The organism is Candidatus Brevundimonas phytovorans, from assembly GCA_029203145.1.
In the GTDB taxonomy this organism is placed as follows: domain Bacteria; phylum Pseudomonadota; class Alphaproteobacteria; order Caulobacterales; family Caulobacteraceae; genus Brevundimonas; species Brevundimonas phytovorans.
On record CP119309.1, the window covers coordinates 1,148,367 to 1,173,646 of the forward strand.

Annotated in this window: 22 protein-coding genes; 8 read left to right on the plus strand and 14 right to left on the minus strand. The window is 67.8% G+C overall.

What is annotated here, in order from left to right:
* The first annotated feature begins 28 nt into the window (after nucleotides 1-28).
* Nucleotides 29-1,621: a peptidase S10 gene (locus tag P0Y52_05455; protein ID WEK58988.1), complete on the plus strand. Its 1,593-nt coding sequence runs from the start codon at nucleotides 29-31 to the stop codon at nucleotides 1,619-1,621.
* 77 nt (nucleotides 1,622-1,698) lie between these two features.
* Here the strand turns inward: P0Y52_05455 and purM are convergent, their stop codons facing one another.
* Nucleotides 1,699-2,736, minus strand: a complete 1,038-nt coding sequence (gene purM, locus P0Y52_05460; GenBank protein WEK58989.1) for a phosphoribosylformylglycinamidine cyclo-ligase — start codon at nucleotides 2,734-2,736, stop codon at nucleotides 1,699-1,701.
* A gap of 81 nt (nucleotides 2,737-2,817) precedes the next feature.
* Here purM and rnd point away from each other — a divergent pair, with 81 nt between their 5' ends.
* Entirely contained in the window at nucleotides 2,818-3,969 is a 1,152-nt protein-coding gene (gene rnd / locus P0Y52_05465) for a ribonuclease D (GenBank protein ID WEK58990.1), read from the plus strand.
* Nucleotides 3,970-3,975: 6 nt separating this feature from the next.
* On the opposite strand, the gene P0Y52_05470 is transcribed toward rnd, so the two are convergent.
* The 4 genes from P0Y52_05470 to P0Y52_05485 are packed head-to-tail and all read right to left on the minus strand — an operon-like array spanning nucleotide 3,976 to nucleotide 8,813.
* Entirely contained in the window at nucleotides 3,976-4,344 is a 369-nt protein-coding gene (locus P0Y52_05470) for a VOC family protein (GenBank protein WEK58991.1), read from the minus strand.
* A 9-nt stretch (nucleotides 4,345-4,353) separates the two neighbouring features.
* Nucleotides 4,354-5,856 carry a Ppx/GppA phosphatase family protein gene (locus P0Y52_05475; protein WEK58992.1) on the minus strand — a complete coding sequence of 501 codons (1,503 nt, stop codon included), beginning with the start codon at nucleotides 5,854-5,856 and terminating at the stop codon, nucleotides 4,354-4,356.
* Nucleotides 5,856-8,087: an RNA degradosome polyphosphate kinase gene (locus tag P0Y52_05480; protein ID WEK58993.1), complete on the minus strand. Its 2,232-nt coding sequence runs from the start codon at nucleotides 8,085-8,087 to the stop codon at nucleotides 5,856-5,858. Before P0Y52_05480 ends, P0Y52_05475 begins: the two co-directional genes overlap by 1 nt.
* A gap of 51 nt (nucleotides 8,088-8,138) precedes the next feature.
* Nucleotides 8,139-8,813 carry a DnaA/Hda family protein gene (locus P0Y52_05485; protein ID WEK58994.1) on the minus strand — a complete coding sequence of 225 codons (675 nt, stop codon included), beginning with the start codon at nucleotides 8,811-8,813 and terminating at the stop codon, nucleotides 8,139-8,141.
* Nucleotides 8,814-8,988: 175 nt separating this feature from the next.
* Between P0Y52_05485 and aspS the strand changes: the two genes are divergently transcribed.
* A complete protein-coding gene (aspS, locus tag P0Y52_05490; GenBank protein ID WEK58995.1) occupies nucleotides 8,989-10,818 on the plus strand; it encodes an aspartate--tRNA ligase in 1,830 nt (609 codons plus the stop codon).
* Between the two features lie 72 nt (nucleotides 10,819-10,890).
* Here the strand turns inward: aspS and P0Y52_05495 are convergent, their stop codons facing one another.
* From P0Y52_05495 to P0Y52_05505, 3 genes are all read right to left on the minus strand, one after another.
* Complete coding sequence (locus tag P0Y52_05495) at nucleotides 10,891-11,799, minus strand: pentapeptide repeat-containing protein (GenBank protein ID WEK58996.1); 909 nt, start codon at nucleotides 11,797-11,799, stop codon at nucleotides 10,891-10,893.
* A gap of 65 nt (nucleotides 11,800-11,864) precedes the next feature.
* The gene (locus P0Y52_05500) at nucleotides 11,865-12,356 is read right to left on the minus strand and encodes a pentapeptide repeat-containing protein (GenBank protein ID WEK58997.1); all 492 of its coding nucleotides are present in this window, start codon (nucleotides 12,354-12,356) and stop codon (nucleotides 11,865-11,867) included.
* 59 nt (nucleotides 12,357-12,415) lie between these two features.
* Nucleotides 12,416-15,058: a TSCPD domain-containing protein gene (locus tag P0Y52_05505; GenBank protein WEK58998.1), complete on the minus strand. Its 2,643-nt coding sequence runs from the start codon at nucleotides 15,056-15,058 to the stop codon at nucleotides 12,416-12,418.
* Nucleotides 15,059-15,277: 219 nt separating this feature from the next.
* On the opposite strand from P0Y52_05505, the gene P0Y52_05510 reads away from it, so the two are divergent.
* Both P0Y52_05510 and P0Y52_05515 read left to right on the plus strand, forming a co-directional pair.
* Nucleotides 15,278-15,670, plus strand: coding sequence for an NADH:ubiquinone oxidoreductase subunit NDUFA12 (locus P0Y52_05510; GenBank protein WEK58999.1), 393 nt, complete (start codon nucleotides 15,278-15,280; stop codon nucleotides 15,668-15,670).
* The gene (locus P0Y52_05515; GenBank protein ID WEK59000.1) at nucleotides 15,667-16,338 is read left to right on the plus strand and encodes a DUF2155 domain-containing protein; all 672 of its coding nucleotides are present in this window, start codon (nucleotides 15,667-15,669) and stop codon (nucleotides 16,336-16,338) included. The genes P0Y52_05510 and P0Y52_05515 overlap by 4 nt, the downstream gene beginning before the upstream one ends.
* Here P0Y52_05515 and aat read toward each other — a convergent pair.
* The 4 genes from aat to aroQ are packed head-to-tail and all read right to left on the minus strand — an operon-like array spanning nucleotide 16,305 to nucleotide 19,355.
* Complete coding sequence (aat, locus tag P0Y52_05520) at nucleotides 16,305-17,000, minus strand: leucyl/phenylalanyl-tRNA--protein transferase (protein ID WEK59001.1); 696 nt, start codon at nucleotides 16,998-17,000, stop codon at nucleotides 16,305-16,307. The genes P0Y52_05515 and aat overlap by 34 nt on opposite strands.
* A 6-nt stretch (nucleotides 17,001-17,006) precedes the next feature.
* Nucleotides 17,007-18,359, minus strand: coding sequence for an acetyl-CoA carboxylase biotin carboxylase subunit (accC, locus tag P0Y52_05525; GenBank protein WEK59002.1), 1,353 nt, complete (start codon nucleotides 18,357-18,359; stop codon nucleotides 17,007-17,009).
* 8 nt (nucleotides 18,360-18,367) lie between these two features.
* A complete protein-coding gene (accB, locus tag P0Y52_05530) occupies nucleotides 18,368-18,859 on the minus strand; it encodes an acetyl-CoA carboxylase biotin carboxyl carrier protein (protein ID WEK59003.1) in 492 nt (163 codons plus the stop codon).
* 40 nt (nucleotides 18,860-18,899) lie between these two features.
* Nucleotides 18,900-19,355 carry a type II 3-dehydroquinate dehydratase gene (gene aroQ, locus P0Y52_05535; GenBank protein ID WEK59004.1) on the minus strand — a complete coding sequence of 152 codons (456 nt, stop codon included), beginning with the start codon at nucleotides 19,353-19,355 and terminating at the stop codon, nucleotides 18,900-18,902.
* Nucleotides 19,356-20,118: 763 nt separating this feature from the next.
* Between aroQ and thiS the strand changes: the two genes are divergently transcribed.
* From thiS to P0Y52_05550, 3 genes are all read left to right on the plus strand, one after another.
* Nucleotides 20,119-20,316, plus strand: a complete 198-nt coding sequence (thiS, locus tag P0Y52_05540; protein ID WEK59005.1) for a sulfur carrier protein ThiS — start codon at nucleotides 20,119-20,121, stop codon at nucleotides 20,314-20,316.
* A gap of 119 nt (nucleotides 20,317-20,435) precedes the next feature.
* Nucleotides 20,436-21,224 carry a thiazole synthase gene (locus tag P0Y52_05545; protein ID WEK59006.1) on the plus strand — a complete coding sequence of 263 codons (789 nt, stop codon included), beginning with the start codon at nucleotides 20,436-20,438 and terminating at the stop codon, nucleotides 21,222-21,224.
* A gap of 72 nt (nucleotides 21,225-21,296) precedes the next feature.
* Nucleotides 21,297-22,991, plus strand: a complete 1,695-nt coding sequence (locus tag P0Y52_05550) for a hypothetical protein (GenBank protein ID WEK59007.1) — start codon at nucleotides 21,297-21,299, stop codon at nucleotides 22,989-22,991.
* Nucleotides 22,992-23,007: 16 nt separating this feature from the next.
* On the opposite strand, the gene P0Y52_05555 is transcribed toward P0Y52_05550, so the two are convergent.
* Together P0Y52_05555 and P0Y52_05560 are read right to left on the minus strand one after the other, a co-directional pair.
* Nucleotides 23,008-23,811: a thioredoxin domain-containing protein gene (locus P0Y52_05555; GenBank protein ID WEK59008.1), complete on the minus strand. Its 804-nt coding sequence runs from the start codon at nucleotides 23,809-23,811 to the stop codon at nucleotides 23,008-23,010.
* A gap of 30 nt (nucleotides 23,812-23,841) precedes the next feature.
* Complete coding sequence (locus tag P0Y52_05560) at nucleotides 23,842-25,278, minus strand: M48 family metalloprotease (GenBank protein WEK59009.1); 1,437 nt, start codon at nucleotides 25,276-25,278, stop codon at nucleotides 23,842-23,844.
* Nucleotides 25,279-25,280: the final 2 nt, after the last annotated feature.

Genomic DNA, 25,280 nt, shown 5'->3' on the forward strand with positions numbered 1-25,280 from the left:
TGTCCGGCGCGTGAGGGGGAGTTTCACAATGCGTCATCTGCTTACCGTCGCCTGCGCGGCGGCCATGCTGGCCGCGCCCATGACCGTCATGGCGCAGGACGCGTCCGGGGGCGGCTCCGGCCCGGTCCGCTCGGCCGCCGACCGTCTGCGCAACGCCAACGCCGAGCAGGTCGAGCGCAACTGGGCCCGCGCCACGCCGGAAGAGAAGGAGGTGACGACCAGCCATTCGATCACCGCCCACGGCCGCACCATGCGCTACAAGGCCACAGCCGGCACCCTGACGATCCGCGACGACGCCGGGATGCCGACGGCCAGCCTGTTCTATGTCGCCTACACCCTGGACGGGCAGCCGGTCGGGCGCCGTCCGGTGACATACCTCTACAACGGCGGGCCGGGCTCGCCGACGGTGTGGCTGCACATGGGCGCATTCGGCCCCGTGCGCGTGTTGACCGATGATCCGGTGGTCGAGCGCCCGGCGCCCTTCAACGTCGGTCCCAATGACATGACCCTGCTGGACAAGAGCGACCTGGTCTTCATCGACATGGTCGGGGCCGGCTATTCGCGCCCCCTGGCCGAGACGCCGGGTTCGGCCTTCTGGGGCGTGGATCAGGACGCGGACGCCTTCACCCGCGCCATCATGCGCTACACCTCCAAGTTCAACCGCTGGTCCAGCCCCAAGTACGTGCTGGGCGAAAGCTACGGCACCCTGCGCACCGGGGCGGTGGCGCATCAGCTGGAAAGCCGGGGGATGTCGCTGAATGGCGTCATCCTGCTGTCGTCGATCATGAACTACGGCGTGCGCCAGCCGGGCTATGCGCAGAACTTCATCACCCTGCTGCCGACCTATGCGGCGACGGCCTGGTATCACAACAAGGTGCCGAACCGCCCCGCGACGGTCGAGGCCCACGTCCAGCGTGCGCGCGACTTCGCCATGGGGCCCTATGCGGCGGCCCTGGCCAAGGGGCACATGATCTCGGACGCCGAGCGGGCCCAGATCGCCCAGCAGATGAGCGAACTGATCGGCGTTTCGCCCACCTTCATCGACAACGCCAACCTGCGGGTCGAGCTGTCGCCGTTCCGCAAGGAGCTGCTGCGGGATCGGCGCGAGACCATCGGCCGTCTGGACACCCGCTATCTGGGCATGGACGCCGACGCCGTGGGCGGCGAGCCGGAAGAAGACCCGTCGAGCAGCGCCGTCACCGGCGCCTATTTCGGCATCTTCAACGACTACATCGCCAATACGCTGAACTACCGGACCGACATGGACTATCGCCAGTCGGCGCGCGGCCTGCCGGGCTTCAACTGGAACTGGAGCCACCGGCCGCCGGTCGGCGGGATGCAGACCACGCCGAACACGGCGGTCGATCTGGCCACGACTATGCGGCGTAACCCACATCTGAAGGTGCTGTCGCTGAACGGCTACTACGACGCCGCCACGCCCTTCTTCTCGACCGAGTACGACCTGGCCCAGATGATGCTGGAGCCCAGGCTGCGCCAGAACCTGGAGTTCACCTACTATGAGGGCGGACACATGATGTACACGAGCCGCAAGGCGCTGGAGGAACTGCACGTCGATCTGGCCAGGTTCTACGACGAGACCCAGAACGGCGGGGTTCGTTGATCTGGGCCCAGGCTCAGCGCCAAAGAAAAAGGCCCCGGTCTCGCGACCGGGGCCTTTGTCATTTCGGCGTTGGAAGTTCAGGCGGCTTCCAGTTGTCCGCAGATGAAGGCTTCTTCGCCGGCGTTCAGCAGGGCGGCCAGAACCGGCTCGGCGTTTTCCGGCGAGACGATCAGCATGAAGCCGACGCCGCAGTTGAAGGTGCGGCGCAGTTCGTGGTCGGAGATGCCGCCCACCTGACCCAGCCATTGGAACACCGGGGGCAGGGCCCAGGCGTTCCAGTCGAACGCGGCCTGAAGGCCCTCGGCGATGCAGCGCGGCGGGTTTTCGATCAGGCCGCCGCCCGTGATGTGGGCCGCGCCCTTGATCAGGCCGGCCTTCATCAGCGGCAGGACCGGCTTCACATAGATGCGGGTCGGCTCCATCAGGGCCTGGGCCAGGGTGCGGTCCTTGGCGAAGGGGGCGTCGTCGCCCCAGGCCAGGCCGGACTTCTCGACCACCTTGCGGATCAGCGAATAGCCGTTCGAGTGCGGACCCGACGAGGCCAGGCCGATGATGATGTCGCCGGCCTTCTGCTGGTCCAGATAGGGCAGGACCTGACCGCGCTCGACCGCGCCGACCGAGAAGCCGGCCAGATCATAGTCGCCGCCCGAATACATGCCGGGCATTTCGGCCGTCTCGCCGCCCACCAGGGCGCTGCCCGACTGACGGCAGCCCTCGGCGATGCCGGCGACGACGCGGCGCGCGGCGTCCACGTCCAGCTTGCCCGTGGCGTAGTAGTCCAGGAACATCAGCGGCTCGGCGCCTTGCGCCAAGAGGTCGTTGACGCACATGGCGACCAGATCGACGCCCACGCCGTCATGACGGCCGGTCTCGATGGCGATCTTCAGCTTGGTGCCGACGCCGTCCGTGGTGGTGACGATCAGCGGGTCTTCAAAACCGGCGGCCTTCAGGTCGAACAGGGCGCCGAATCCGCCCAGCGAAGCCTCGGCGCCGGGGCGGCGAGTCGACTTGGCGAGGGGCTTGATCGCGTCGACCAACATTTCTCCGGCGTCGATGTCCACGCCCGCATCGGCGTAGGTGAGGCCGGAATTCGGGGCTTCTGGGGTGTCGCTCATCGGTCACGGCTCGAAATCGGGGGCGAAAATCTGTCGCGGCGCTCTTGCCACAACGGCGTCGCGCGGGGCTATAGCATCGGAATGACGCCAATCACCACCAATGACGCGCTAATCGAGTTCTGTGAACGGCTGGCCAAGGCCCCGTTTATCACGGTCGACACCGAGTTCATGCGCGAGACGACCTACTGGCCCAAGCTGTGCCTGATCCAGGCGGCTTCGCCCACCGACGCCGCGATCATCGACCCGCTGGCCGAGGAACTGGACCTGGAGCCCTTCCTCGCGCTGCTGCGCGACGAATCGATCATCAAGGTCTTCCACGCCGCCCGTCAGGATGTCGAAATCTTCAACCGCCTGGGCGCCATGCCCAAGCCGATGTTCGACACCCAGGTCGCCGCCATGGCCGCCGGCTTCGGCGATCAAGTCAGCTATGAACAGCTGGTCCGCCAGATGCTGCGCCAGGAACTGGACAAGGGCAGCCGCTTCACCGACTGGGCGCGCCGTCCGCTGTCGGAGGCGCAACTGGTCTATGCCCTGGGCGATGTGACCCACCTGGCCGCCCTCTATCCCAAGCTGCGCGACCGCCTGGAAAAAGAAGGCCGTCTGGACTGGGTCATGTCCGAAATGGGCGCCCTGACCGATCCGGCTCTCTATGACACCACGCCGGAGAATGCGTGGAAGCGTCTGAAGCCCAAGAAGTTCAGCGCCAAATATCTGGCCGCCTTCGTCGCCACCGCCGTCTGGCGTGAGCGCGCCGCGCAGGAACGCGACCAGCCGCGCGGCCGCATCCTGAAGGATGAAGGCATCGATGAGATCGCGACCCAGGCCCCGACCGATCCCGAGGCCTTCAACCGCCTGCGTTCCGTGCCCAAGGGCTTTGGCGGTTCGCGCCTGGGTCTGGAACTGGCCGCGGAACTGAAGCGCGTCCTGGCCGACCCGGAAGCCCATGCGCCCAAGCTGGAACGTCCGGCCCACAGCCAGCCGGCGCCGCCCTCGGTGGTGGAACTGCTGAAGGTGCTGCTGAAGGCCAAGAGCGACAACGCCGGCGTGGCCACCAAGCTGATCGCCAACGTCGCCGATCTGGAAAAGATCGCCAACGACGACAACGCTGACGTCGAAGCCATGAAGGGCTGGCGTCGCCAGCTGTTCGGCGACGACGCGCTGAAGCTGAAGCGCGGCGAGATTGCTCTGGTGCTGAACGGCTCGCGGGTCGAAGTCGTCGAGATCGAAGGTTAGTCGGGATCAAGCCGGCGGCGACGCCGGCTCCCACAACTCGATCGGATTGCCCTCGGGGTCATGGATGCGCGCGAAGCGTCCGATCTCGGGGGCAGCGTCCCATTCCGGCTTGGTGATGACCGCGATCCCCGCGGCGGTCAGGGAGGCGATCAGGTCGTCCAGACCCTCGACCCGCAGGTTCAGCATCCAGCGGTGATCGGCGGCGAAATAGTCGCTGTCTTCCTTGAACGGGGCGAAGACCGTCGGCCCTGCCTGCTGGTTCCATATCCAGACGTTTTCCGGCGCGCCGACGCCGAGGTGGGTCAGATACCAGTCGGCCAGGGCCTTGGTGTCCTTGGCGCGGAAGAAGAAGCCGCCGATTCCGGTGACTGGCATGGTCGTTCCCTAGATTTTCAGCGTCAGGTTCATGGCCTCGGCCAGGGCCTTGGCGCGGCGGCGGGTTTGTTCGCCCAGCAGCATGTCGGCGTAGCCCTCGGCGGCGGTGATCCGCAGGGCGCCCTTTTCGACCGTGGCGGCGGCGTTGGCCAACAGTTGCGGCGAGCGGCCCGACAGGTCGCAGGCCAGCCGCATGGCCAGGCCAAGGGCGCGGGCGCGCTTCTGGCCCGGGGCAGACAGCAGGCGGTCCACAGCGCCGGGAGCGGGCGTCTTGGCCTCGCCGCCATAGCGGGCGTTCATGGCCACGGCCAGAAAGGCGCGTTCGGCGTGGGTCTGGCCTGGAATGGGTGAGCGCAGGACCTGATCGAAGACCAGATCGACCCGGTGGTCAGGATGCAGGCGCGCGCCGAGGTCCGCGAGACGACAGACCGAAGAGGTCAGGACCGCGTCGCGTTCCTCGCCGAAGGCCTCCGGCATGGCTGAGACGACGGGCTGCAGCCAGCCGTCCAGAGCACGGGGCAGAGCCGGGTCGACGCCCTGACGGCCGCCCCAGGCCGAACAACCGGCCAGCAGGGGATCGACCGCCGCCATTTCGGGCGACAGGCCGGCGTAAAGCAGGCCCTCGCGTACGCCCCAGGCGGAGAAGGTGATCGACTTCAGGCCCAGGGCCTCAATCAGGCCATCCAGCACCAAGGCGGCGTAGGGCAGGGTCTCGGCCCGGCGCTTTGACACGCCCGGCAGCTTTTCCAGCGCGCCCTTGGACTGACGCGCCACCAGGCGGGCCAGATCGCGGGCGTCGGCGGCGGTCATGGCGTATTCGTGGACGATCCGCAGCGGATGGTCGGTCATGGCCATGTGCATCTGGGCCAGGCTGCGCCACGCCCCGCCGACCGCGTGCAGGGCCTCGCTGGCGAAGGGGGCGGCCACGGGGGCCAGACGTTTGGCGATCCGGGCGCGCAGCCGGTCGATGTCGAATCCCTTGGGATCGGTCAGGGCGAAGGGGCCGAGCGGCAGGGTCACGCCCTTGTCCAGCGGACGGTGGCGACCGCCGTCGCCGATGCGGGTCAGTTCCAGGCTGGCGCCGCCCATGTCGGCGGCCACGCCCTGCGATCCCGGCGCGCCGGCCAGGACGCCGAGCGCGGAATAGCGGGCTTCTTCCTCGCCGCTGAGCACGCGGACCTGCAAGCCCGTTTCGGCGGCCACGCGGGCGCAGAACTCGACCCCGTCTTCGGCCTCGCGCACGGCGGCGGTGGCGGCGACGATGGTCTGATCCGGCTGAACGCCCTCGATCAGGGCGGCGAAGCGGCGCAGGGCCGTCATGGCCGAGACGACGCCCGGCACGGACAGGCGTTTGGTCGCCGCCAGATCCCGCCCCAGACCGGCCAGGACCTTCTCGTTGAACATGGTCCAGACCGCGCGGCCTTCCAGCCGGTAGAGGACCAGGCGCACCGAGTTGGAGCCGATGTCGATGACCGCGATCTGACGCGACGGGTATTCGGCCTCGACGCCCATCAGCGGCGCTTCCGCGGCTTGAGTCCCGAATAGGACAGGGCGCCGGGCAGGGTCTTCACCTTGCGCCCGCGGCCCGACAGGCTGGGGTTGGTCATGAAATACTTGTGCGCCGAGAAGGGACGGTCCGAACCGGAGGGCGTGACGCGGCGATAGGTTCCGTCCGCGGCCAGGGTCCAGCTCTGGGCGTCGTCCTTCAGGTTGGCGACCATGATCTGATCCAGCACCTGATCGTGGACGGTGGCGTTCAGGATGGGCGTCATCAGCTCGACGCGGCGATCCAGGTTGCGCGGCATCCAGTCGGCGGACGAGATGTAGAGCTTGGCCTTGTTGCTGGGCAGGTCGTGGCCGTTGGCGAAGGCGACGATCCGGCTGTGCTCCAGGAAGCGGCCGACGATCGACTTGACCCGAATGTTCTCAGACAGACCCGGCACGCCCGGACGCAGACAGCAGATGCCGCGAATGATCAGTTCGATCCGCACCCCCCACTGACTGGCGCGATAGAGGGCGTCGATGATCTCGGGATCGACCAGGGCGTTCATCTTGGCCCAGATGGCGGCGGGCTTGCCCTTGGCGGCGGCCGACATCTCCTTGCCGATCATTTCGAGCAGGCTGGTCTTCATGTTCAGCGGCGAGACGACCAGGGCCTCCAGCTCGTCCGGTGCGGCGTAGCCGGTGATGTAGTTGAACACCCGCGTGGCGTCGCGGCCCAGCACCGGCTCGCAGGTGAACAGGCTGAGGTCGGTGTAGATCTTGGCCGTGGTCGGGTGATAGTTGCCGGTGCCGAAATGGCAGTAGGTCCGCAGGGCCTCGCCCTCGCGCCGCACCACCACGCTCAGCTTGGCGTGGGTCTTGTATTCCACAAAGCCGAAGACGACGTGGACGCCGGCCCGTTCCATCTGCCGCGCCCAGCGCAGGTTGGCCTCTTCGTCAAAGCGCGCCTTGAGCTCGATCAGGGCGGTGACGTTCTTGCCGTTCTCGGCCGCCTCGATCAGGGCGGCGACGATGGGGCTGTCCTTGGAGGTGCGATAGAGGGTCTGTTTGATGGCGATGACGTTGGGGTCGCGCGCCGCCTGCCGCAGGAACTGAACCACCACGTCGAAGCTCTCGAATGGGTGGTGGATCAGCATGTCCTTTTCGCGGACCGCGGCGAAGATGTCGCCGCCGTTGTCGCGCACCCGCTCGGGGTAGCGCGGCTCATAGCCCTTGAACTTCAGGTCAGGGTGGCCGCCGGGGATCAGTTCGGCCAGTTGCGCCAGCCCCAGCATGCCCTCGACCAGAACCACGTCCTGCGGCTGGGCGTGCAGTTCGGCGATGATGAAGTTGCGCAGATCCTCGGGCATGGAGGCCTGGATCTTGATGCGGACGACCGAGCCCATGCGGCGCTGTTTCAGCGCCTCCTCGAACTCCATGACCAGGTCTTCGGCCTCTTCCTCGATCTCGATGTCCGAGTCGCGGATCAGGCGGAACAGGCCTTTTTCCAGGATTTCGCATCCCGGAAACAGGTGGTCGATGAACAGCAGCAGCAGGTTTTCCAGCGAGACGAAGCGCTTGCGCCCCGGCGCCGAGCGTCCGTCCGTGGCCAGGGCCCAGAAGCGCCGCACCTGGGTCGGGACCGGCACCAGGGCGTAGAGGATGCGGTTATCGCTGTTCCGGCGCAGCTTCAGCGCCAGCGAGAAGCCGAGGTTGGGCAGGAAGGGGAAGGGGTGGGCCGGGTCGATGGCCATGGGCGTGAGCACGGCGAACAACTGGTTCAGGAACTCGGGCTCCAGCCGCTCGCGCTCGGTGCGGGTGATCTTGGAGCCTTCGACCACCTCGATGCCGGCGGCGGCCATTTCCTTGCGCAGGACGCGCCAGCGCCTCTGCTGCTCGGCCATCAGGCCGCCGGCGGCGGCGTTGACCTGCTCCAACTGTTCCGCGGGGGTCAGACCGTCGGGCGAGACGACGCGGACGCGCTCGCGCACCTGCCCCTTCAGGCCCGCCACGCGGGTCATGAAGAACTCATCGAGGTTGTTGGCGGAGATCGACAGGAAGCGGACCCGCTCCAGCAGCGGATGGCCCTCGTTGGCGGCTTCTTCGAGCACGCGCCCGTTGAAGGCCAGCCAGGACAGCTCGCGGTTGATGAAGCGATCGGGCGAGCCCATCAGCGCCTCGGACAGCTCCAGCTGCGGGGCGCGCGAGGAGGGGACTTCCTCACCGGTGGTGTCGACGGCGATCGGCGCGATTTCAGTCATTTGACTGTTGTCGCGCGGCCCTGTGACGGCTGCAACCGCGATCTGACCCGATCAGTCAGACAGTTCGTCGCTGTCGCCGAGAACCTGACGGGCCAGAACCCGTGTGACGGGGCGGTGATAGGCGTCCAACTGGTCGACGATGCGTTCAACCGCGGCGGCGGAGCGGTCGATGCGGCGGGCCAGATAGTCGATCACTTCCTCGCCCGGGGTGATGTTGCGGGTGGCGAAGGCGCGCTTGAGCATGGCGCCCAGCACAGCGTCGTCGGGGGCCTCGACGCCCACGGTGCGGATGGCGTTCAGGCGCGAGCGCAGGTCGGGCAGGTCGCAGGCCCAGGCTGCGGGCGGATCGCGCGACACCAGCAACAGGGCGCCGCCGCCGGACTGGGTCAGGTTGATGAGGTGGAACAGGCTCTCGTCGTCGGCGTCCTGGGCGCGGTCCAGCAGGACGAACTGGCCCTCCAACTCCAGCGGATCGACCAGGGCGGCCTCGGCCCCGTGCAGGGCCACCGCGCCGGTGCGCTCGACCCAGGCGGCGGCCAGATGGCTCTTGCCGCTGCCGGGCGGGCCGAAGATCGACAGGACGGAACCGGCCATCTCGGGCCAGATCGTCAGCACCGCGCTGGCCGCCGAATTGGATTCGGACACGACGAAATCCGCCGCGCGTTGCGACGCTTCCTGCCGCAGAGGCAGGCGCAGTTGATGGATGTCGGTCCCGAGGGCGGTCATGACCTGAACCATAGCAGAGGCCGCCAGATGCGCTGTGGGCAGGTTCTCTGGGGCGGTGGACAACCGTGCGGCGCTGTGGATTTAGCCGCCAGCCTTGACTTTCCGGGGCGATGATGGGCCTTTCGCCCCTCCTAATTCACGCTGTTCTACAGCCGTTTTCAGACGATATCCGATCATGCACGCCTATCGCACCCATACCTGCGGCGCCCTCCGTTCGACGGATGCGGGCGCGAATGTTCGTCTGTCGGGCTGGGTTCACCGCAAGCGCGACCACGGCGGGCTTCTGTTTATCGACCTGCGCGACCACTATGGCCTGACCCAACTGGTGCTGCACCCGGAGACGCCGGGCTTTGAAGCCGTCGAGCGTCTGCGCGCCGAAAGCGTCATCAAGATCGACGGCGAAGTGGTCAGCCGCTCGGCCGAAACCACCAACGCCAACCTGCCCACCGGCGAGATCGAAGTGCGCGTCCTGGCCGTTGAAGTGCTGTCGGAAGCCGCCGAGTTGCCGCTGCCGGTCTTCGGCGAGCCGGAATATCCTGAGGAAATCCGCCTCAAGAACCGCTTCCTCGACCTGCGCCGCGAGACCCTGCACAAGAACATCGTCCTGCGTTCCAAGGTCATCCACTCGATCCGCCAGCGCATGGTCGAGCAGGGCTTCCTCGAGTATCAGACTCCGATCCTGACGGCGTCGTCGCCGGAAGGCGCGCGCGACTTCCTGGTGCCGTCGCGCATGCATCCGGGCAAGTTCTACGCCCTGCCGCAGGCCCCGCAGCAGTTCAAGCAACTGCTGATGGTCTCGGGCTTCGACCGCTACTTCCAGATCGCGCCCTGCTTCCGCGACGAAGACCTGCGCGCCGACCGTTCGCTGGAATTCTATCAGCTCGACGTCGAGATGAGCTTCGTCACGCAGGAAGACGTCTTCGCCGCCATCGAGCCGCTGATGAACGGCGTCTTCAACGAGTTTGGCGACGGCAAGCCGGTCTCGCCCATCGACGGCGTCCATACCTTCACCAACGACTTCGGCGAGACGTTCGAGCACAAGGGCTTTGAGCGTCTGACCTATGCCCAGTCGATGAAGTGGTACGGTTCGGACAAGCCGGACCTGCGTAACCCGATCAAGATGCAGGACGTGTCGGACCACTTCCGCGACGGTGGTTTCGGTCTGTTCGCCAAGATCCTGGGCGCGGACGCCAAGAACGCCGTCTGGGCCATCCCGGCCCCGACCGGCGGTTCGCGCGCCTTCTGCGACCGCATGAACTCGTGGGCGCAGGGCGAGGGCCAGCCGGGTCTGGGCTACATCTTCTGGTCGGACGACCAGCAGGCCTGGAGCGGCCCGATCGCCAAGAACCTCGGCCAGGAGCCGACCGAGGCCCTGATGGCGAGCTTGGGTCTGGGCAAGGGCGACGCCGCCTTCTTCACCGCCGGCGACCCCGCCGTCTTCGCCAAGTTCGCCGGTCTGGCCCGCACCCGCGTCGGCACCGAGCTGAAGCTGGTCGACGAAGAGCAGTTCAAGTTCTGCTGGATCGTCGACTTCCCGATGTTCGAATGGTCGGAAGAAGAGAAGAAGGTCGACTTCAGCCACAACCCCTTCTCGATGCCGCAGGGCGGGATGGAGGCGCTGGAAACCCAGGACCCGCTGACCATCCGCGCCTATCAGTACGACATCGTCTGCAACGGCTATGAGCTGTGCTCGGGCGCGATCCGGAACCACAAGGCCGAGATCATGCTGAAGGCCTTCGAGATCGCCGGCTACGACGCCTCCGTGGTCGAGGAGCAGTTCGGCGGCATGCTGAACGCCTTCCGCTTCGGCGCCCCGCCGCACGGCGGTCTGGCCCCGGGCATTGACCGTATCGTCATGCTGCTGGCCAACCAGACGGCTATCCGCGAGGTCATCGCCTTCCCGCTGAACCAGCAGGGCCAGGACCTGCTGATGAGCGCGCCCGCCGAGGCCGCCGAAAAGCAGTTGAAGGAACTGTCGATCCGCACGGCCCTGCCGCTCAAGTAGGCGGCGGCGTCAGCCGAATTGAAAAGGGCGGCCTTCGCGGGCCGCCCTTTTTGTTTGGGGGTCTGGCTTGGCCTAGTGGCCGGAGGCGACGACCAGATTGCGCTGGCGCGGCGGGACCGGCGGCGCGGGCGGGGCCGGGGGCGTACGGATGACGCGGACGCCGCCGCAGGAGCGCACGGTCAAGCCGCCGGGCAGGCGGGTCGCGCCGTCTCCGCAGGCGTCATGCACCTGATCCTGGGTCAGGCCGCGGGCGCCGGACAGGTCGGCGCCGCGAATGTCTGTGCGGGTCATCGAGGCACCCGAGAAGTTGGCGCCGTCGAAACTGGCCCCGGTCAGACGGGCGCTGTCCAGCGAGGCGTTGCGGAACGAGGCCCGATCAAAGACGCCGTTGGTCAGGTTGGAGGCGTTGATCTCGGCGTTGGAGAAGTCGGCGCCCGTGGCGCGGACATTGGCCAGGGTGGCGCCGAACATCTCGCTGCTGTTGAATTTGGTGCGGGTCAGGACGGCCCGGTTGAAGTTGGCGCCGTTCAACTCGGCCGAGGACAGGTTGGCGTCCTGGAAGTTGGTGCTGATCAGATTGGCGCCGGTGGCCTCGGCCCCGGTCAGGTTGGCGCTGATGAAGGTGCTGCTGGTGAAGTTGGCGCCCATCATCTCGACGCCGCGCATGTCGGCGCGGCTGAAATCGCTGCCGGCGAAGTTGGAGCCGAGCAGTTCGGCTCCGCGCAGGGTGGCGCCGACCAGGGTGGCGTTGGTGAAGCTGGCGCCGGTGAACGTGGCGCCCGACAGGTCGCGACCGGACAGTTCGCAGCGATTGCAGCTGCCGCCCAGCGAGACCATGCGCGCCACGTCGCGGTCCTGCATCTGCGACAGGTTCACCACCCCGGCGAAAGCGGGGGCGGCGACCAGCACGCCAGCCAACCCGCCGGTGAGGGCGGCGGCGGCGGGGGCCAGGCGACGGAGGAGGGCGAGCGGGCGTTTCATCACGCTATCTAGATGCGCCTGCTGGCCGAATAACCCTACTTAAATCGCGGTAACGAAGGCGACCTTCAACAGGCGGGAATGCGCAGGCCCGACGGCAGGACGGTGGCGTCGTCGCCGCAGGCCTGATTGAGCTGGCTTTGGGTCAGGCCGACGGCCCGCGCCAGTTGCGCGCCCGACAGGTTGGTCCCGCTGAGTCGGGCGCCCGAAAGGGTAGCCCCGTCGAGATAGGCGCCGACGAAGCTGGCGTTGGTCAGGTCCGCCCCGGCGAAGTTCGAGCCCGAGAAGACGCCGCCATAGGCCTCGACGTCGCGCATGTCGGCGCGCGAGAAGCGGGTGCGGTTCATGACGCTCAGGCTGAGGTCGGCCTGACGCAGACGGGCGCCGGCCAGATTGAGGCCGCGCACCTCCAGACCCGAGAAGTCGCCCTGGAACAGGTTGCAGCCGGGGCAACTGGCGCCGTTGCGGACGCTGGTGATCTGGGAGGCGTTCTGGGCGGCGGCGGGAAGGGCGACCGCGGCGACCAGAGCGGCGGCGAGTGCGATTGCGAGACGGTTCATGCGAAGGCTCCGGGATTTGACGCTCTCGCAGCAAGAAGCGGGCCGCAAGGGCGTCTGGGTCAGCCCTGCATCTGCGGCGCGGCCCCGCAGGTGTCGCAAATCCAGCCGCCGCCGCGATTCTGCAGGCTCAGATCGCCACAGGCCGGACAGGCGACGGCTTCGGTCGGGGCGGCGTCGCGCGGCGTCTCGGCCTTGCGCCCAAATGGGACGACGACGAGGTTGTCGGGGGCGGCCCCGCGCGCGAAGCCCTTGGAGATGAAGCGGGCGGCGGGAACCGGTTCGGCGTCGTTCGTCGCCGCGCCCAGACCATCTGGATTGCCCTCGGGCTCGGCGTTGGCCAGTTCCTGACGCTCGAGATAGGAGACGCCCAGTTCGCGGAAGATGTAGTCGAGGATCGAGGTCGCGGAGCGGATCGAATCATTGCCGGTGACGCGGCCTGCCGGCTCGAAGCGGGTGAAGACGAAGGCGTCGACGAACTCGTCCAGCGGCACGCCGTATTGCAGGCCGATCGAGATGGCTATGGCGAAATTGTTCATCAGGCTGCGGAAGGCGGCGCCTTCCTTGTGCATATCGATGAAGATCTCGCCCAGCTCACCGTCTTCGTATTCGCCGGTGTGGATATAGACCTTGTGGCCGCCGACAGCCGCCTTCTGGATATAGCCCTTACGGCGGTCGGGCAGCTTGCGGCGGGTGCGGTCGCGCTCGATGACCTTTTCGATCACCCGTTCGACGGTCCTGGCCTCGGGCTCGGGGCGGCGGGACGGGGCGTTTTCCGGCTCAGCCAGGTCCAGCCGGAAGCCGGCGGGCGGCGCACAGCGGCGCAGGGCGACGGCGCGGCGACCTTCACGCGCGGCCTCGCCAAGGGCGCGGGCGGCTTGCAGCGGGCCGGCGCGCCAGTCGATAAGGTCGGGGGTCATGTCGGGGACGTCGCTGAAAGGCTCGACCGCGCGGCGCAGTTCGGCCTCGAAGGCGGCGGGATCGGCCGCCAGCAGGCCTTGCAGCGCTTGGGGCGCAGCCTCCCAGCCGCACAGATCGGCGTGACCGAAGGCTGAGGCGCGGGCAGCCTCGATGGCGGCGGCGTCGAAGCCCAGGCGCGGCAGCAGGTCGGCGCCGTCCTCGACCGACAGGCCCAGAACATCGCCGATGAATCCCGCGTCCAGGACGGGTGGGGCGAAGACCGCAGACAACTGGTCGGTCTGTCCCAGAGCGAGCTCGACGGCCTCAAGCTCGACATCGGTGAAGCCCAGGTCGCGCAGCGCCGAATGGTTGACCCCTGGCGCGCCGATCAGGGTACGACGGCCGAACAGGCGGCGCTCGGCGTCCTCGACGTCGCCGCCGGCGCGAGCGATGGCGCGGGCCAGCGAGGGACGCAGACGACGCTCAGTCTCGCCGTCCTCGGTCTGGAACAGGTCGGTCGCGGCGAAGGGCGAGGCGCCGAGGCGCAGTTCCAGTTCGGCGTCGCGCACGAACAGGTTGATGGCGGCGTGACGGCGACCGCCGCGTTTCAGCGTCTTGACGTCCTGACCGCGCTGGGCGGCGGCGTCCACGACCTCGTCGCTGACGGCGTCCCATTCGGCGCAGGGACCAAGCCGGGCGGCGAGGTCCGCCGAGGCGGCGTTGGCGGCGGCGGACAGTCGCGCGCCAATCGAGACGGCGAGAGCGGTCGCGTCGTCGGCGTTGGTCGCGAGGACCCAGTCGGCCAGACCAGACAGGCCAATGGCGATGGGGCGCACGGCGTCGCGTCGGCCGGCGTCGGCGGAGACGCCGATGGCTGTCTCGATCTCCAGCGCAATGACCCAGAGGCGGCTCAGATCGTCCAGAGCCTCATCGAAGCCCTCGCCGGTGAAGGCGGCCAGGGCGGGCAGGTGGAGGGCGGTCCGGGCCTCCAGGGCGGCGTCGGACAGGGCCTCGGCGTCGCGGGGCGTGAAGGTCAGGGCCAGATCGCCTTCCAGCGCGGCCTCGGCCACCGCGGCGGCTTCGGGACCGCCCGAGGCGATGCTGTCGCGCGGAGCGAGGACGGGCGTGAGGCCGTGTCGAGTCGGGGCGGGCGCGGCGATAACGGGGCTTTCACCCTCGACGGCGCGGATGATGTCGGCGTCGCCGGCGCCGCAGCGGCGGGCGGTCAGAGCGGCGCGGGCCAGGGCGGGGTTGGCGGACGGATCGGCGCAGGCGTCGCGCGGGCCTTGGCAGCGGTCCACGGCGTCGGCGACACCCGCGAGCGCTTCCGACAGGGCCTCCGCGGCCTGGGCGGCCAGACGCGCGCCGCGACGGGCCGCAGTCAGGTCGGCCAGACGCCGCGTGGCGCCCGGTTCGCTGAGGGAGAGGTAGGCGTCAGCGGAAGGACGCTCGGCGGCGCCGGGCGCAGCAAGACCGAGGAGCAGGGAGGCCCAAAGCTCGTCGGTGAAGGTCTCGGCGTCGTCGGCGCTGTCGAACAGACCCAGTTCCCGGCCCCAGGCGCCGAGGCGATGGGCCCAGCGGTCGGCGGCGCCGCCCAGCAAGGCCGCATGATCTTCGTCCAGAGCGGCGACGTCCTGCGGCAGGTCGGTCGGCAGGCTGTCGGCCCAGTCCAGCCAGGCTTCCACGCGAGCATCGGACCAGTCGGCGGGCGCCAGCATCGACGTCACGACGCCAGGGCGTTCAATCCGACGGGGTTCAAGCGCCACGGTGGCGGCGAGGGGGGCGAAACGGGCCTTGATGCGCATCTGACGTCTCCGCGCGTGTCCTGATCAGCACATTAACGACGCCTCAAAAGTCGTTTCAATAAATCTTGGGCCTTTGGGGCGTGTTACCCCCAAGATGTTGATGTCGAGCGGCGACGCTGTGCGCTTCGCTCGGACTGGACGCGGACGGCTGCGGTTTCTATGATCGCGCTTGCGTCGTCGGACCTCCCCGAGCGGCGGGATACAAGTGAGTACGACGACGTGCTGAGCAAGATCTTCACCTGGTGGAACGGCGCCACGATCGGCACCCTGTTCACCGTCGGCAAGCGCGGCCAACTGGTCGGCACGGACGAATTCGGCAACCGCTATTACCAGTCGCGCGACAACGTCAGCTATGACGGCCGCAAGCGCCGCTGGGTCATCTATGACGGCTATGCCGAGGCGACCAAGGTTCCGCCGGAATGGCAGGGCTGGCTGCGCTACACCTATGACGAGACCCCGGCCGAAAAGCCGCTGCCGCGCCGCGCCTGGGAAAAGGATCACCTGCCCAACATGACCGGCACGCCGATGGCGTGGCGACCGCAGGGTTCGCTGGTCAATGAAGGCAAGCGTCCCGCCGCCACCGGCGACTATCAGGCCTGGAGCCCGGAATGACCGCACGCCGCCTCCTGCTCGTCGGCGTGGCCGCAGCGGGACTGGCGGTCGCGGGCGCCGGCATGGCCAGCGCCCTGATGGATCTGCCGCAGGACGCGGTTCCGATCCAGGACCCGGTCGGTGATGCGCTGCGGGACGCCAACCGGGCGCCTGTCCAAGCCCCTTCACCCCAAACTCCGGCGACGCCGGCGTCGCCTTCGACCGTTCCGACGGCGGCCCCCGGCGCGCCTGTCGTCGTGGCGACGCCTGAGGCCGAGATCGCGGCGGTTCAGGAAGACGTTCCTCCGGAAGTCGAGGCCGTGGCGCCCAAGCCTGTGCCTGAGGCCGTGGCCACACCCGGTCGCCGCCAGCGTCGGCCCGTGGCGATCATTCAGGCCATCGACAAGGTCACGGCCGAATCGATGCTGTTCGAGGTCGAGGTCGGCGGCCGCCCGGTGCGCTTCAACAAGACCCTGATCTTCAGCGCGCGCGCCTGCGAGGTTTCGGCCTCGGACGAGCAGACCGAGGACGCCATCGCCTACCTGGAAGTCGGGGTTCAGCCGCGCGGCATCGCCGTGCCGACCGAGGCCCGCCAGATCTTCAAGGGCTGGATGTTCGCCTCGTCGCCGGCCATCAGCGGCCTGCAACACCCGATCTACGACGCCTGGGTGGTCGGCTGTAAGGCATAGGTCACGGCCTCCGCGCCTGTCAGGGGCGCGGTCAGGGCCGACTTGTCCGGGGTCAGGCGCAGGGCGGGCTTGAGCAGCCGCAGATAGGCCGCCTGCGGCGTCTCGACGGCGCCGAACTGGCTGAGATGCTCGGTCAGGAACTGGGCGTCCAGCAGGCTCCAGCCGCCCAGCCGCAGCCGCGCCACGAGATGCACCAGGGCGACCTTTGACGCATCGCGCGCCCGGCTGAACATGCTCTCGCCGAAGAAGGCGCCGCCTAGCGTCACGCCGTAGAGACCCCCGACCAGAACCTCGTCCTGCCAGCACTCGATACTGTGGGCGTGGCCGCGCGCGTGCAGTTCCAGATAGAGGCGGCGGATCGGATCATTGATCCAGGTGTCCTCGCGTCCCGGCATGGAGGCGGCGCAGGCGTCCAGCACGGCATTGAAGGCCGTATCGACGCGCACCTGATAGGGCTCGCCCCGAACGGTGCGGCGCAGGCGCGTGGGAATGTGGAAGCGATCCAGCGGCACGACGCCCCGCTGGTCCGGCTCGACCAGGAAGACGCGCGGATCGTCGCGCGCTTCGGCCATGGGGAAGACGCCCCGAGCGTAGCAGGCCAGCAACGCCTCGGGTCCGAAGACGCTGGAGGGGCTGCTGGCGCTGAACTCGGGTTCGTCCAAGAGGGGTTAGGCCTTGGCCTTCTGGGCGGCGGCCCACTTTTCCAGCCAGTGGATGTCATAGTCGCCCGACAGGATGTCCGGCTCCTGCAACAGCTTCTGGAACAGGGGAATGGTGGTGTCGACGCCGCCGATGACCATCTCGCCCAGCGAACGCTTGAGGCGAGCCAGGGCTTCCTCGCGATCGCGGCCATGCACGATCAGCTTGCCGATCAGGCTGTCGTAGTAGGGCGGGATCGAATAGCCGGCGTAGATGGCGCTATCCAGACGCACGCCCAGGCCGCCGGGGGCGTGGAAGTCCGTGATGGTGCCGGGCGACGGGGTGAAGGTCTCGGCGTTTTCAGCGTTGATCCGCACCTCGATGGCGTGGCCTTCGAAATGGATGTCCTCTTGCGTGAAGGACAGCGGCAGGCCGGCGGCGATGCGGATTTGTTCGCGGACCAGATCGACGCCCGTGATCATTTCCGTGACCGGGTGTTCGACCTGCAGGCGGGTGTTCATCTCGATGAAGAAGAACTCGCCGTCCTCCCACAGGAACTCGATGGTGCCGACGCCCAGGTAGCCGATGGCGGCGATGGCCTTGTTGACCGTCTCACCGATGGCCTTGCGGCCTTCCGCCGACAGGGCGGGCGAGGGGGCTTCTTCCAGCACCTTCTGGTGGCGGCGTTGCAGCGAGCAGTCGCGCTCGCCCAGATGGACCACGTTGCCGTGGCTGTCGGCGATGACCTGGATCTCGATGTGGCGCGGCTTCTGGAGGTAGCGCTCCATATAGACGGCGCCGTTGCCGAAGGCGGCCTTGGCCTCGGTCTGAGCCGTCTGCACGGCCTCGACCAGATCATCGGCGGTCAGGGCGACCTTCATGCCGCGTCCGCCGCCGCCAGCGGCCGCCTTGACGATCAGGGGGAAGCCGATGGTCTTGGACGCCTCGATGGCGGCTTCGACGGTTTCGACCTCGCCGTCAGAGCCGGGGACGACGGGAATGCCCGCCTCCATGACCGTCTTCTTGGCGGTGATCTTGTCGCCCATGACCCGGATATGGTCGGGCTTGGGACCGATGAAGGTCAGGCCGTGGGCCTCGATGATCTCGGCGAAGCGGGCGTTCTCGGACAGGAAGCCATAGCCCGGGTGGATCGCCTGGGCGCCGGTGATTTCCGCCGCCGCGATGATCTGCGGGATGTTCAGATAGGACTTGGCCGCCGGCGCGGGGCCGATGCAGACGCTTTCGTCAGCCAGCCGCACCCACATGGCGCCGCGATCGGCCTCGGAGTGCACGGCGACGGTGGAAATGCCCATCTCCTTGCACGCCCGGTGGATGCGCAGGGCGATTTCGCCGCGGTTGGCGATCAGGACCTTGGTGAACATATCGGGTCTCAGGCTTCCAGCAGGACCAGAGCTTCGCCGTATTCGACGGGCTGGGCGTCGCCGACCAGGATTTCCGCCACGACGCCGTCGCGCGGCGCCTGGATCGGGTTCATGGTCTTCATGGCTTCAACGATCAGCAGGGTCTGGCCCTTCTTGACCTTGTCGCCCGGCTTCACGAACTGGGGGGCTTCCGGCGAGGCTTGCAGGTAGGCGGTGCCGACCATAGGCGACTTCACTTCTTCACCCTTGCGCGAAACCATGGTGGCCGGGTCTGACGGCATGGCGGCCGGAGCAGCGGCGGCGGGCGCGGCCTGCGCGACCGGCGCGGCGGCGTACTGGATCGGCGTAGCGGCCGTCATGGTGATTTCGCGGGCGACGCGGATACGCAGTTCGCCGCGCTCGACCTCGATCTCGGTCAGGTCGGTTTCGTTGAGGATGTCGGCCAGGCTGCGGATCAGGCCGGCGTCGATGCCTTCGTTCTTGTGCTTGTCGTCGGACATGGGGGTCTCTTCTACTTGATCTTCTTGCGGCGCGAGGGGGTCAGCCCTGAGCCCCGGCGCGGCGCGCCAGGTCCAGAGCGGCCCGGACGGCCAGTTCGTAGCTGCGGGGACCGAAGCCGGCGATGACGCCGGTCGCGGCCAGGGAAACATAGGAATGATGCCGGAACGCCTCGCGGGCGGCGGGGTTCGACAGGTGGCATTCGACGACCGGGAGGCTCAACGTTTTCAACGCGTCCAGCAGGGCCACCGAGGTATGGGTAAAGGCGGCGGGGTTGATGACCAGGGCGCTGGCCTCGCTCCGGGCTTCCTGAATCCAGTCGACCAGTTGGCCCTCGTGATTCGATTGCCTGAAGACGACGCGCGCGCCGCCGGCCGCCGCCTCACACATGGCCTGCACGTCGGCCAGGGTCTCATGGCCATAGATATCCGGCTCCCGAACCCCGAGAAGGTTCAGGTTGGGGCCGTTCAGGACGTAGAGAGTCAGGGTTTCGGGCATTCGCTCGCAAAACAGGCGCGCCGTGTCCGCGCGGAATCGAGCGCGCGTTGTAGCTCAGGTGTGGCGCGGCGCAAAGCGGGCCGTTGAAAAGGTTGACGCCGGGGCAGGTGCAGCACGGCGCAGGAGGCTCGGAGGCGCTCTCAGGCGGGCGCTGTCAGCGTCCGTTAAGGGTGGTTAGCAGCCGTTCGCAGCGTCCCGCCCCAGCCACCGGTAGCGGACGCCAACGGAAGCCGGTCTGGACACACTCCGGTCCTCTGTCGCTCGTCGCGCAAAATAAGTGATTTCGATTAGATCATCGTCCAGCCAACGCACGTCGAGATGACAAACTCTCTCTAGACTAGCAACTCGCTCGCTCATCCGTAGCGAAGCACCTCGGTCCACGACAAACACCTCCTCATAGGGCCCAACAGTCGCGCCGCCGCCCAGATTCGTTGCGTAGATCGCATCGCGCTTGCCGTCGGGCGATACCACCCGAGCTATAATCTGCCTGCTATCCAAGCCAGGGTCACAGGCAGACAGCCCGAGCGCGCTTGCTAGAAGTCCTGCCGAGATGATCCGCGAAAATCTATTCATAGGTCATAGTAGGCTCACGCAGATTATCCGCAATCGGGCGTTCATTGCCATCGCGACCTGGCCTGGAAATGTCCGCTACGGGTCGTTTGCGGTCATTGGCTCAGGGATTTGATGTCTCGGATGCAAACCCCCATTATCACCGCTAATTGAGCGAGGCTCGCCCTCCGCGCGCACCCTTGGAGCGAACAGTTTGCGTATCGAAGTCAACGGCGAGGGGCGGGACACCGCCGCCACGACCATTCTGGGTCTGGTTCAGGAGTTGTCGCTGGACCCGAAGAAGGTGGCGGTCGAGCGCAATCTGGAGATTGTGCCGCGCTCTTTGCACGGCGAAACGGCGCTGGCCGAGGGCGATCGGATCGAGCTGGTGCAGTTCGTCGGGGGCGGGTGAAGCAATACTTTGAACTCCGCTCATCCCGGCGTCCGCCGGGATAACGGGTTGAGAGGGGCAAGCCATCAAATCCGGCAACGGCGCTTCCCCCCGGCGCAGCGTGGCGCTAGGTCAGGGGCATGACCGATACCGCCCCCCGCACCGACAGCTGGACCGTCGCCGGCCGCACCTTCAACTCGCGCCTGATCGTGGGCACCGGCAAGTACCGGGACTATGCCCAGAACGCGGCGGCGGCCGAGGCTTCGGGCGCTGAAATCGTCACCGTGGCCGTGCGCCGGGTGAACCTGACCGATCCGAACCAGCCGGTGCTGACGGACTTCATCGATCCCAGAAAATACACCTATCTGCCCAATACGGCCGGCTGCTTCACCGGCGAGGACGCGGTGCGGACCCTGCGTCTGGCGCGCGAGGCGGGCGGCTGGACCCTGGTGAAGCTGGAGGTTCTGGCGGACCAGCGCACCCTGTTCCCCGACATGGAAGAGACCTTGCGGTCGCTGAAGCTGCTGACCGCTGAGGGCTTCGAGGTCATGGTCTATTGCACCGACGACCCCGTCTATGCGCGCAAGCTGGAGGACGCGGGGGCGGTGGCCATCATGCCGTTGGGCGCGCCGATCGGCTCGGGTCTGGGCGTGCAGAACCCTATCAACATCCGCCTGATCGTCGAGCAGTCCAAGGTGCCGGTCCTGGTCGACGCGGGCGTCGGCACGGCCTCGGACGCCGCCATCGCCATGGAGCTGGGCTGCGACGGCGTGCTGATGAACACGGCCATCGCCGAGGCGCGCGATCCCATCCTGATGGCCAGCGCCATGAGGCATGCGGTGATCGCCGGTCGTGAATCCTATCTGGCCGGGCGGATGAAGAAGCGCCTCTATGCCGATCCGTCCTCGCCGCTGGCGGGTCTGATCTAGGCTGCGACAGGGGCGCGACTTGCTGCATTCCTGATCCGGGCGCACTCTCTTCTCGGCTGTGGGAGAGGGAAGATGCGTTTTGGATTGATGGCCTGCACGGCCATGGCGGCCTGCATGTTCGGGCCGATGGCCGTGGCAGACGCGACGGCGGACAAGGCGGTGCGCGACCTGCTGGAGCAGCCGCAGGTTTGCGGTCCCGGCGGCTCGGCCATCGAGGTCATCCCGACCAACGACATCGTCATGGTCGAGGGCTTCGGCACGGGCGGGTTCAAGATCGATACGGTCAATCCCGAGGCCCAGGCCTGGTTCGACCACGGGGTGAGGCTGCGCTGGGCGTTCGAGCACACCGAATCGGTGCGCGCCTTCCGCAAGGCGCGGGCGCTGGACCCGTCGTGCGGCATGTGCGCCTGGGGCGAGGCCTGGGCCATCGGCCCCAATCTGAACGGCGGCGGTCAGGACAAGGCCTCGATAGAGGCGGCTCGGAAGGCCGCGCGTGACGCCCGCCGTTTGGCTCGCGACGCCACGCCGGTGCAGCGACAGATGATCGACGCCCTGATCCAGCGCTATTCCGGCTCGGAAAAGAGCCGCGCCGACCGCTTCGCTCAGCGCATGGACCGCATCGCGCGTCAGAACCCCGACGACGGCGCCATCGCCAACATCACCGCCGACGCCTGGCTGCTGGCCGCCGACGAATGGTGGGACGACGAGGGCAAGGCGGCTGATCCGGCCATCCCGCGCGCCATGGGCCTGCTGGAGCAGGCGCTGGCCAAGAACCCGAACGATCCGGGCGCGATCCACCTCTATATCCACCTGACCGAGTGGTCGGACGACCCGCACAAGGCCATTCCGTACGGCGAGAAGCTGGCCCTGCTGGCTCCGGCGGCCAGCCATCTGGTGCATATGCCGTCGCATACCTACTACCGCGTCGGGCGTTACCGGGATGCGATGATGTCCAACGTCAACGCCGTGGCGCTGGACCGGCGCTATGACGCCCTGGCCAAGCCGCCGGGCGGGGTGCCGGCGATGCGGCTGCATGGCCACAACATCCACTTCGGCATGGGCGGCGCCCTGATGGCCGGGGGCGGCGAGGAGGGGCTGAAGCTCGCCGACTGGTTCCTGAGCACCTATCCGAACATCGGCGCCCAGGACTACTGGCGGCAGATCGTCGCCAACAACGCCTACGCCCTCTATGGCCGCTTTGGCACGCCCGAGCAGGTGGCGGCGCTGAAGGCGCCGCCGGAGACCCATCCTCTGCTGCGCATCAGCTGGCGCTATGCGCGTGGCGAGGCCGCCGCACGGGCGGGCGACGCGGCCGCCGTTCGTGCCGAGGCCGAGGCCATCAAGACGGTGCGTGAGGCCTCGCAGTTCGTCGGGCCGATGGCCGAGCAGCGTGCGGTCTTTGCGGAGTTGTCCCAGCGGATTCTGGAAGGCCGCGCCGCCATGATCGAGGGCAATGCGACAGCCGCCGTCGCCGCCTTTACGCGCGCGGCGCAGATACAGGCCATGGAAGACGAGGGCGGCGATCCGCCGGTCATCTGGTATCCGACGCGCCGTAGTCTGGCGGCGGCGATGCTGGCCAATGGCGACGCCGCCGGGGCCAAGGCCAAGATCGAGGAACTGCTGAGCGACTGGCCCAGCGATCCCTACAGCTACTTCGTCCTGGCCGAGGCCGAAAAGGCGCTGGGGAACGTCGACGCCGCCGCTGAGGCGACGCGACGTTCTAACATCGAGTGGATCGGCGGCGAGCGGACGCTGGCGGCGGCTTAGTTTTCCACGACGAGGGTTAGCGTTTCGCCGCTTCGATCTGCTTGGCGACTTCGCCGGGTTCGATGCTGGCGCTGGCCTTGCCGTTGATGAAGAAGGTCGGCGTGCCTTGCAGGCCCAGGGTCGCTGCGACGGTGTGGATGTCGGTGACGTGGCGGGTCATCTCGGGCGAGGCGATGGCGGCCTGAGCCTTGGTCATGTCCACGCCTTGCTTGACCAGGATGGCGTCGATGGCGGCGCGGTCCAGGGCGCGCTCGGTCATCAGGGCGTCATAGACCTCCAGATACTTGCCCTGCTGATGCGCGGCGAGCGCGGCGCGCGCAGCGTATTGCGAGGTGACGTCGTCGCCCCGGTCCAGAATCGGCCAGTCCTTGAAGACGAAGCGCACCTCTGGGTGGGCGGCCATAAGGGCGCGGTAGTCGTGGGCCACGGCCTTGCAGCCCGGGCAGCGGAAGTCGAAGAACTCGATCACCGTCACCTTGGCGTCGACGGGGCCGAAGCTGGGGTCGCGCGCGTCGGGGGCCAGCAGGGCCGGGTTGGCCTTGGCGGCGGCGTTGATGGTGTCGACGCGGGCGTTGTCCTCATGCGCCTGACGGGCTTGCAGGACCTCGTCCAGCACCTGGGGGTTCTGGATCAGATAGGCGCGCACCCGCCCGCCGAAGTCGCCGCCGGTCAGGTAGGGGGCCGCCGAGAGGCCCAGGGCCGCGACCGACACAGCCAGAGCGGCGCCGGCAAGCGTCTTGCCTGACAGCGACGACAGGATGCTGCCTTTCGGCGCGGGCGTTGGGGTCAGGGGGGCGTCAGGGCGGGCGTCGTCGGTCATGCGGGTCTCGGTATCAGAAACTGGGCGGCCTTAGCCGTTGGGCAGGATGACGCCGCGATTGGTACGCTGCTCGTTGCGGCGTTCGGCGTCGTCGATGTCTTTTTGCGAAGCGCCCGACGAAAAGACGATGTCGGTGGCGCGGCGCCATTCGATGGAGTTGCGGTCCAGCATGTCGCGGGCGCGCATGGCGAACTGGTTGGCCTGTTCCGTGCGGCCCAGGGCGAACCAGTATTCGGCCGAGGCCAGACGCGCCTCGCCCTCCTTGCCCTGACTGGCGTAGGCCTGACCCAGCAGGCGCCAGGCCAGGGTGTTGTCTTTCTCCAGCGCAACGGCGCGTTTCAGTTGATCGACGGCCGCTTCCAGATTGGCGGCGTCGTTGGTCTCGATCAGGGCGTGAGCCAGATTGATCTTCAGCAGCGGGGCGTCGGGCTTCAGCTCGACGGCCTTCTGATGGGCGCCGATGGCCTCGGCCGGACGGCCTTCCTCGAACAGGATCTGGCCCTTCAGTTCCCAGAAGTAGGGGTTGGCGGGCTGCTCGGTCAGCAGGGCGTCGACCGCATCCAGCGCCTTGTCCGTCTGGCCGTCGCGATACCAGGCGATGGCGCGGGCGTAACGGGCGGGCAGGGAGGTGTCGGACGACGGGTAGTCGCGCAGCGCCGCGTTCGGGGATTCCATGAAGGAGCGGATCTTGGCGACCACCAGGGCGTGCTGGGCCATCCGCTCGGGGCTGTCCTGATGGCTGTAGTGGGGGGCGGCCTCGACGGGACGGCGCAGGGCCTCGATGCGGGCCGAGGACAGGGGGTGGCTGCGGAAATAGGGGTAACGGCGCTGATCCGAGAAGACTTCCTGCGAGCGGAAGTTCTCGAAGAACTCGACCATGCCCTTGCCGGATTCCCCGGCGCGTTCCAGGGCGCGGGCGCCGGTGATATCGGCCTCGCCTTCCTGGCTTTGCATGTAGCGCAGGGCGCCAAGGGTCCCGAAATACTGGCTGGAGGCCAGAAGCGCCGCGCCCGCGTCCGGCGCGCCGGCGATCGCGGCCAGGGCGCCCAGGGCCATGGTCATGATCATCGGCTGCATGCCGGCGTTCTGAGCCCCGTCGCGCAGGGTGTGGCGGTTCTTGATGTGGCCGGCCTCGTGGGCGATCACGCCCAGAAGCTGGTTGGGGGTCTTGGTCTGCAGGATCAGGCCGGTGTTCAGGCCCATGATGCGCCCGCGCGTGGCGAAGGCGTTCAGGTCCTGGTCGTTGACCAGCAGAATCTCCACCTCGGTCGGGTCCAGGCCCATGGCCACGAAGACCGGCTCGGACCACTCGTGGATGATGCCTTCGATCTCGGTGTCGCGGATCAGGCTCTGGGCCGAGGCCGATCCCGCCGCCGCCAGCACCGCCACGGCGGCCGTAGCGGACACGAGGAGGCGGGAGGCCACGCGGGTGGCGGCAGAGGTAGCGACACGGGGAAGCCTGGTCATGA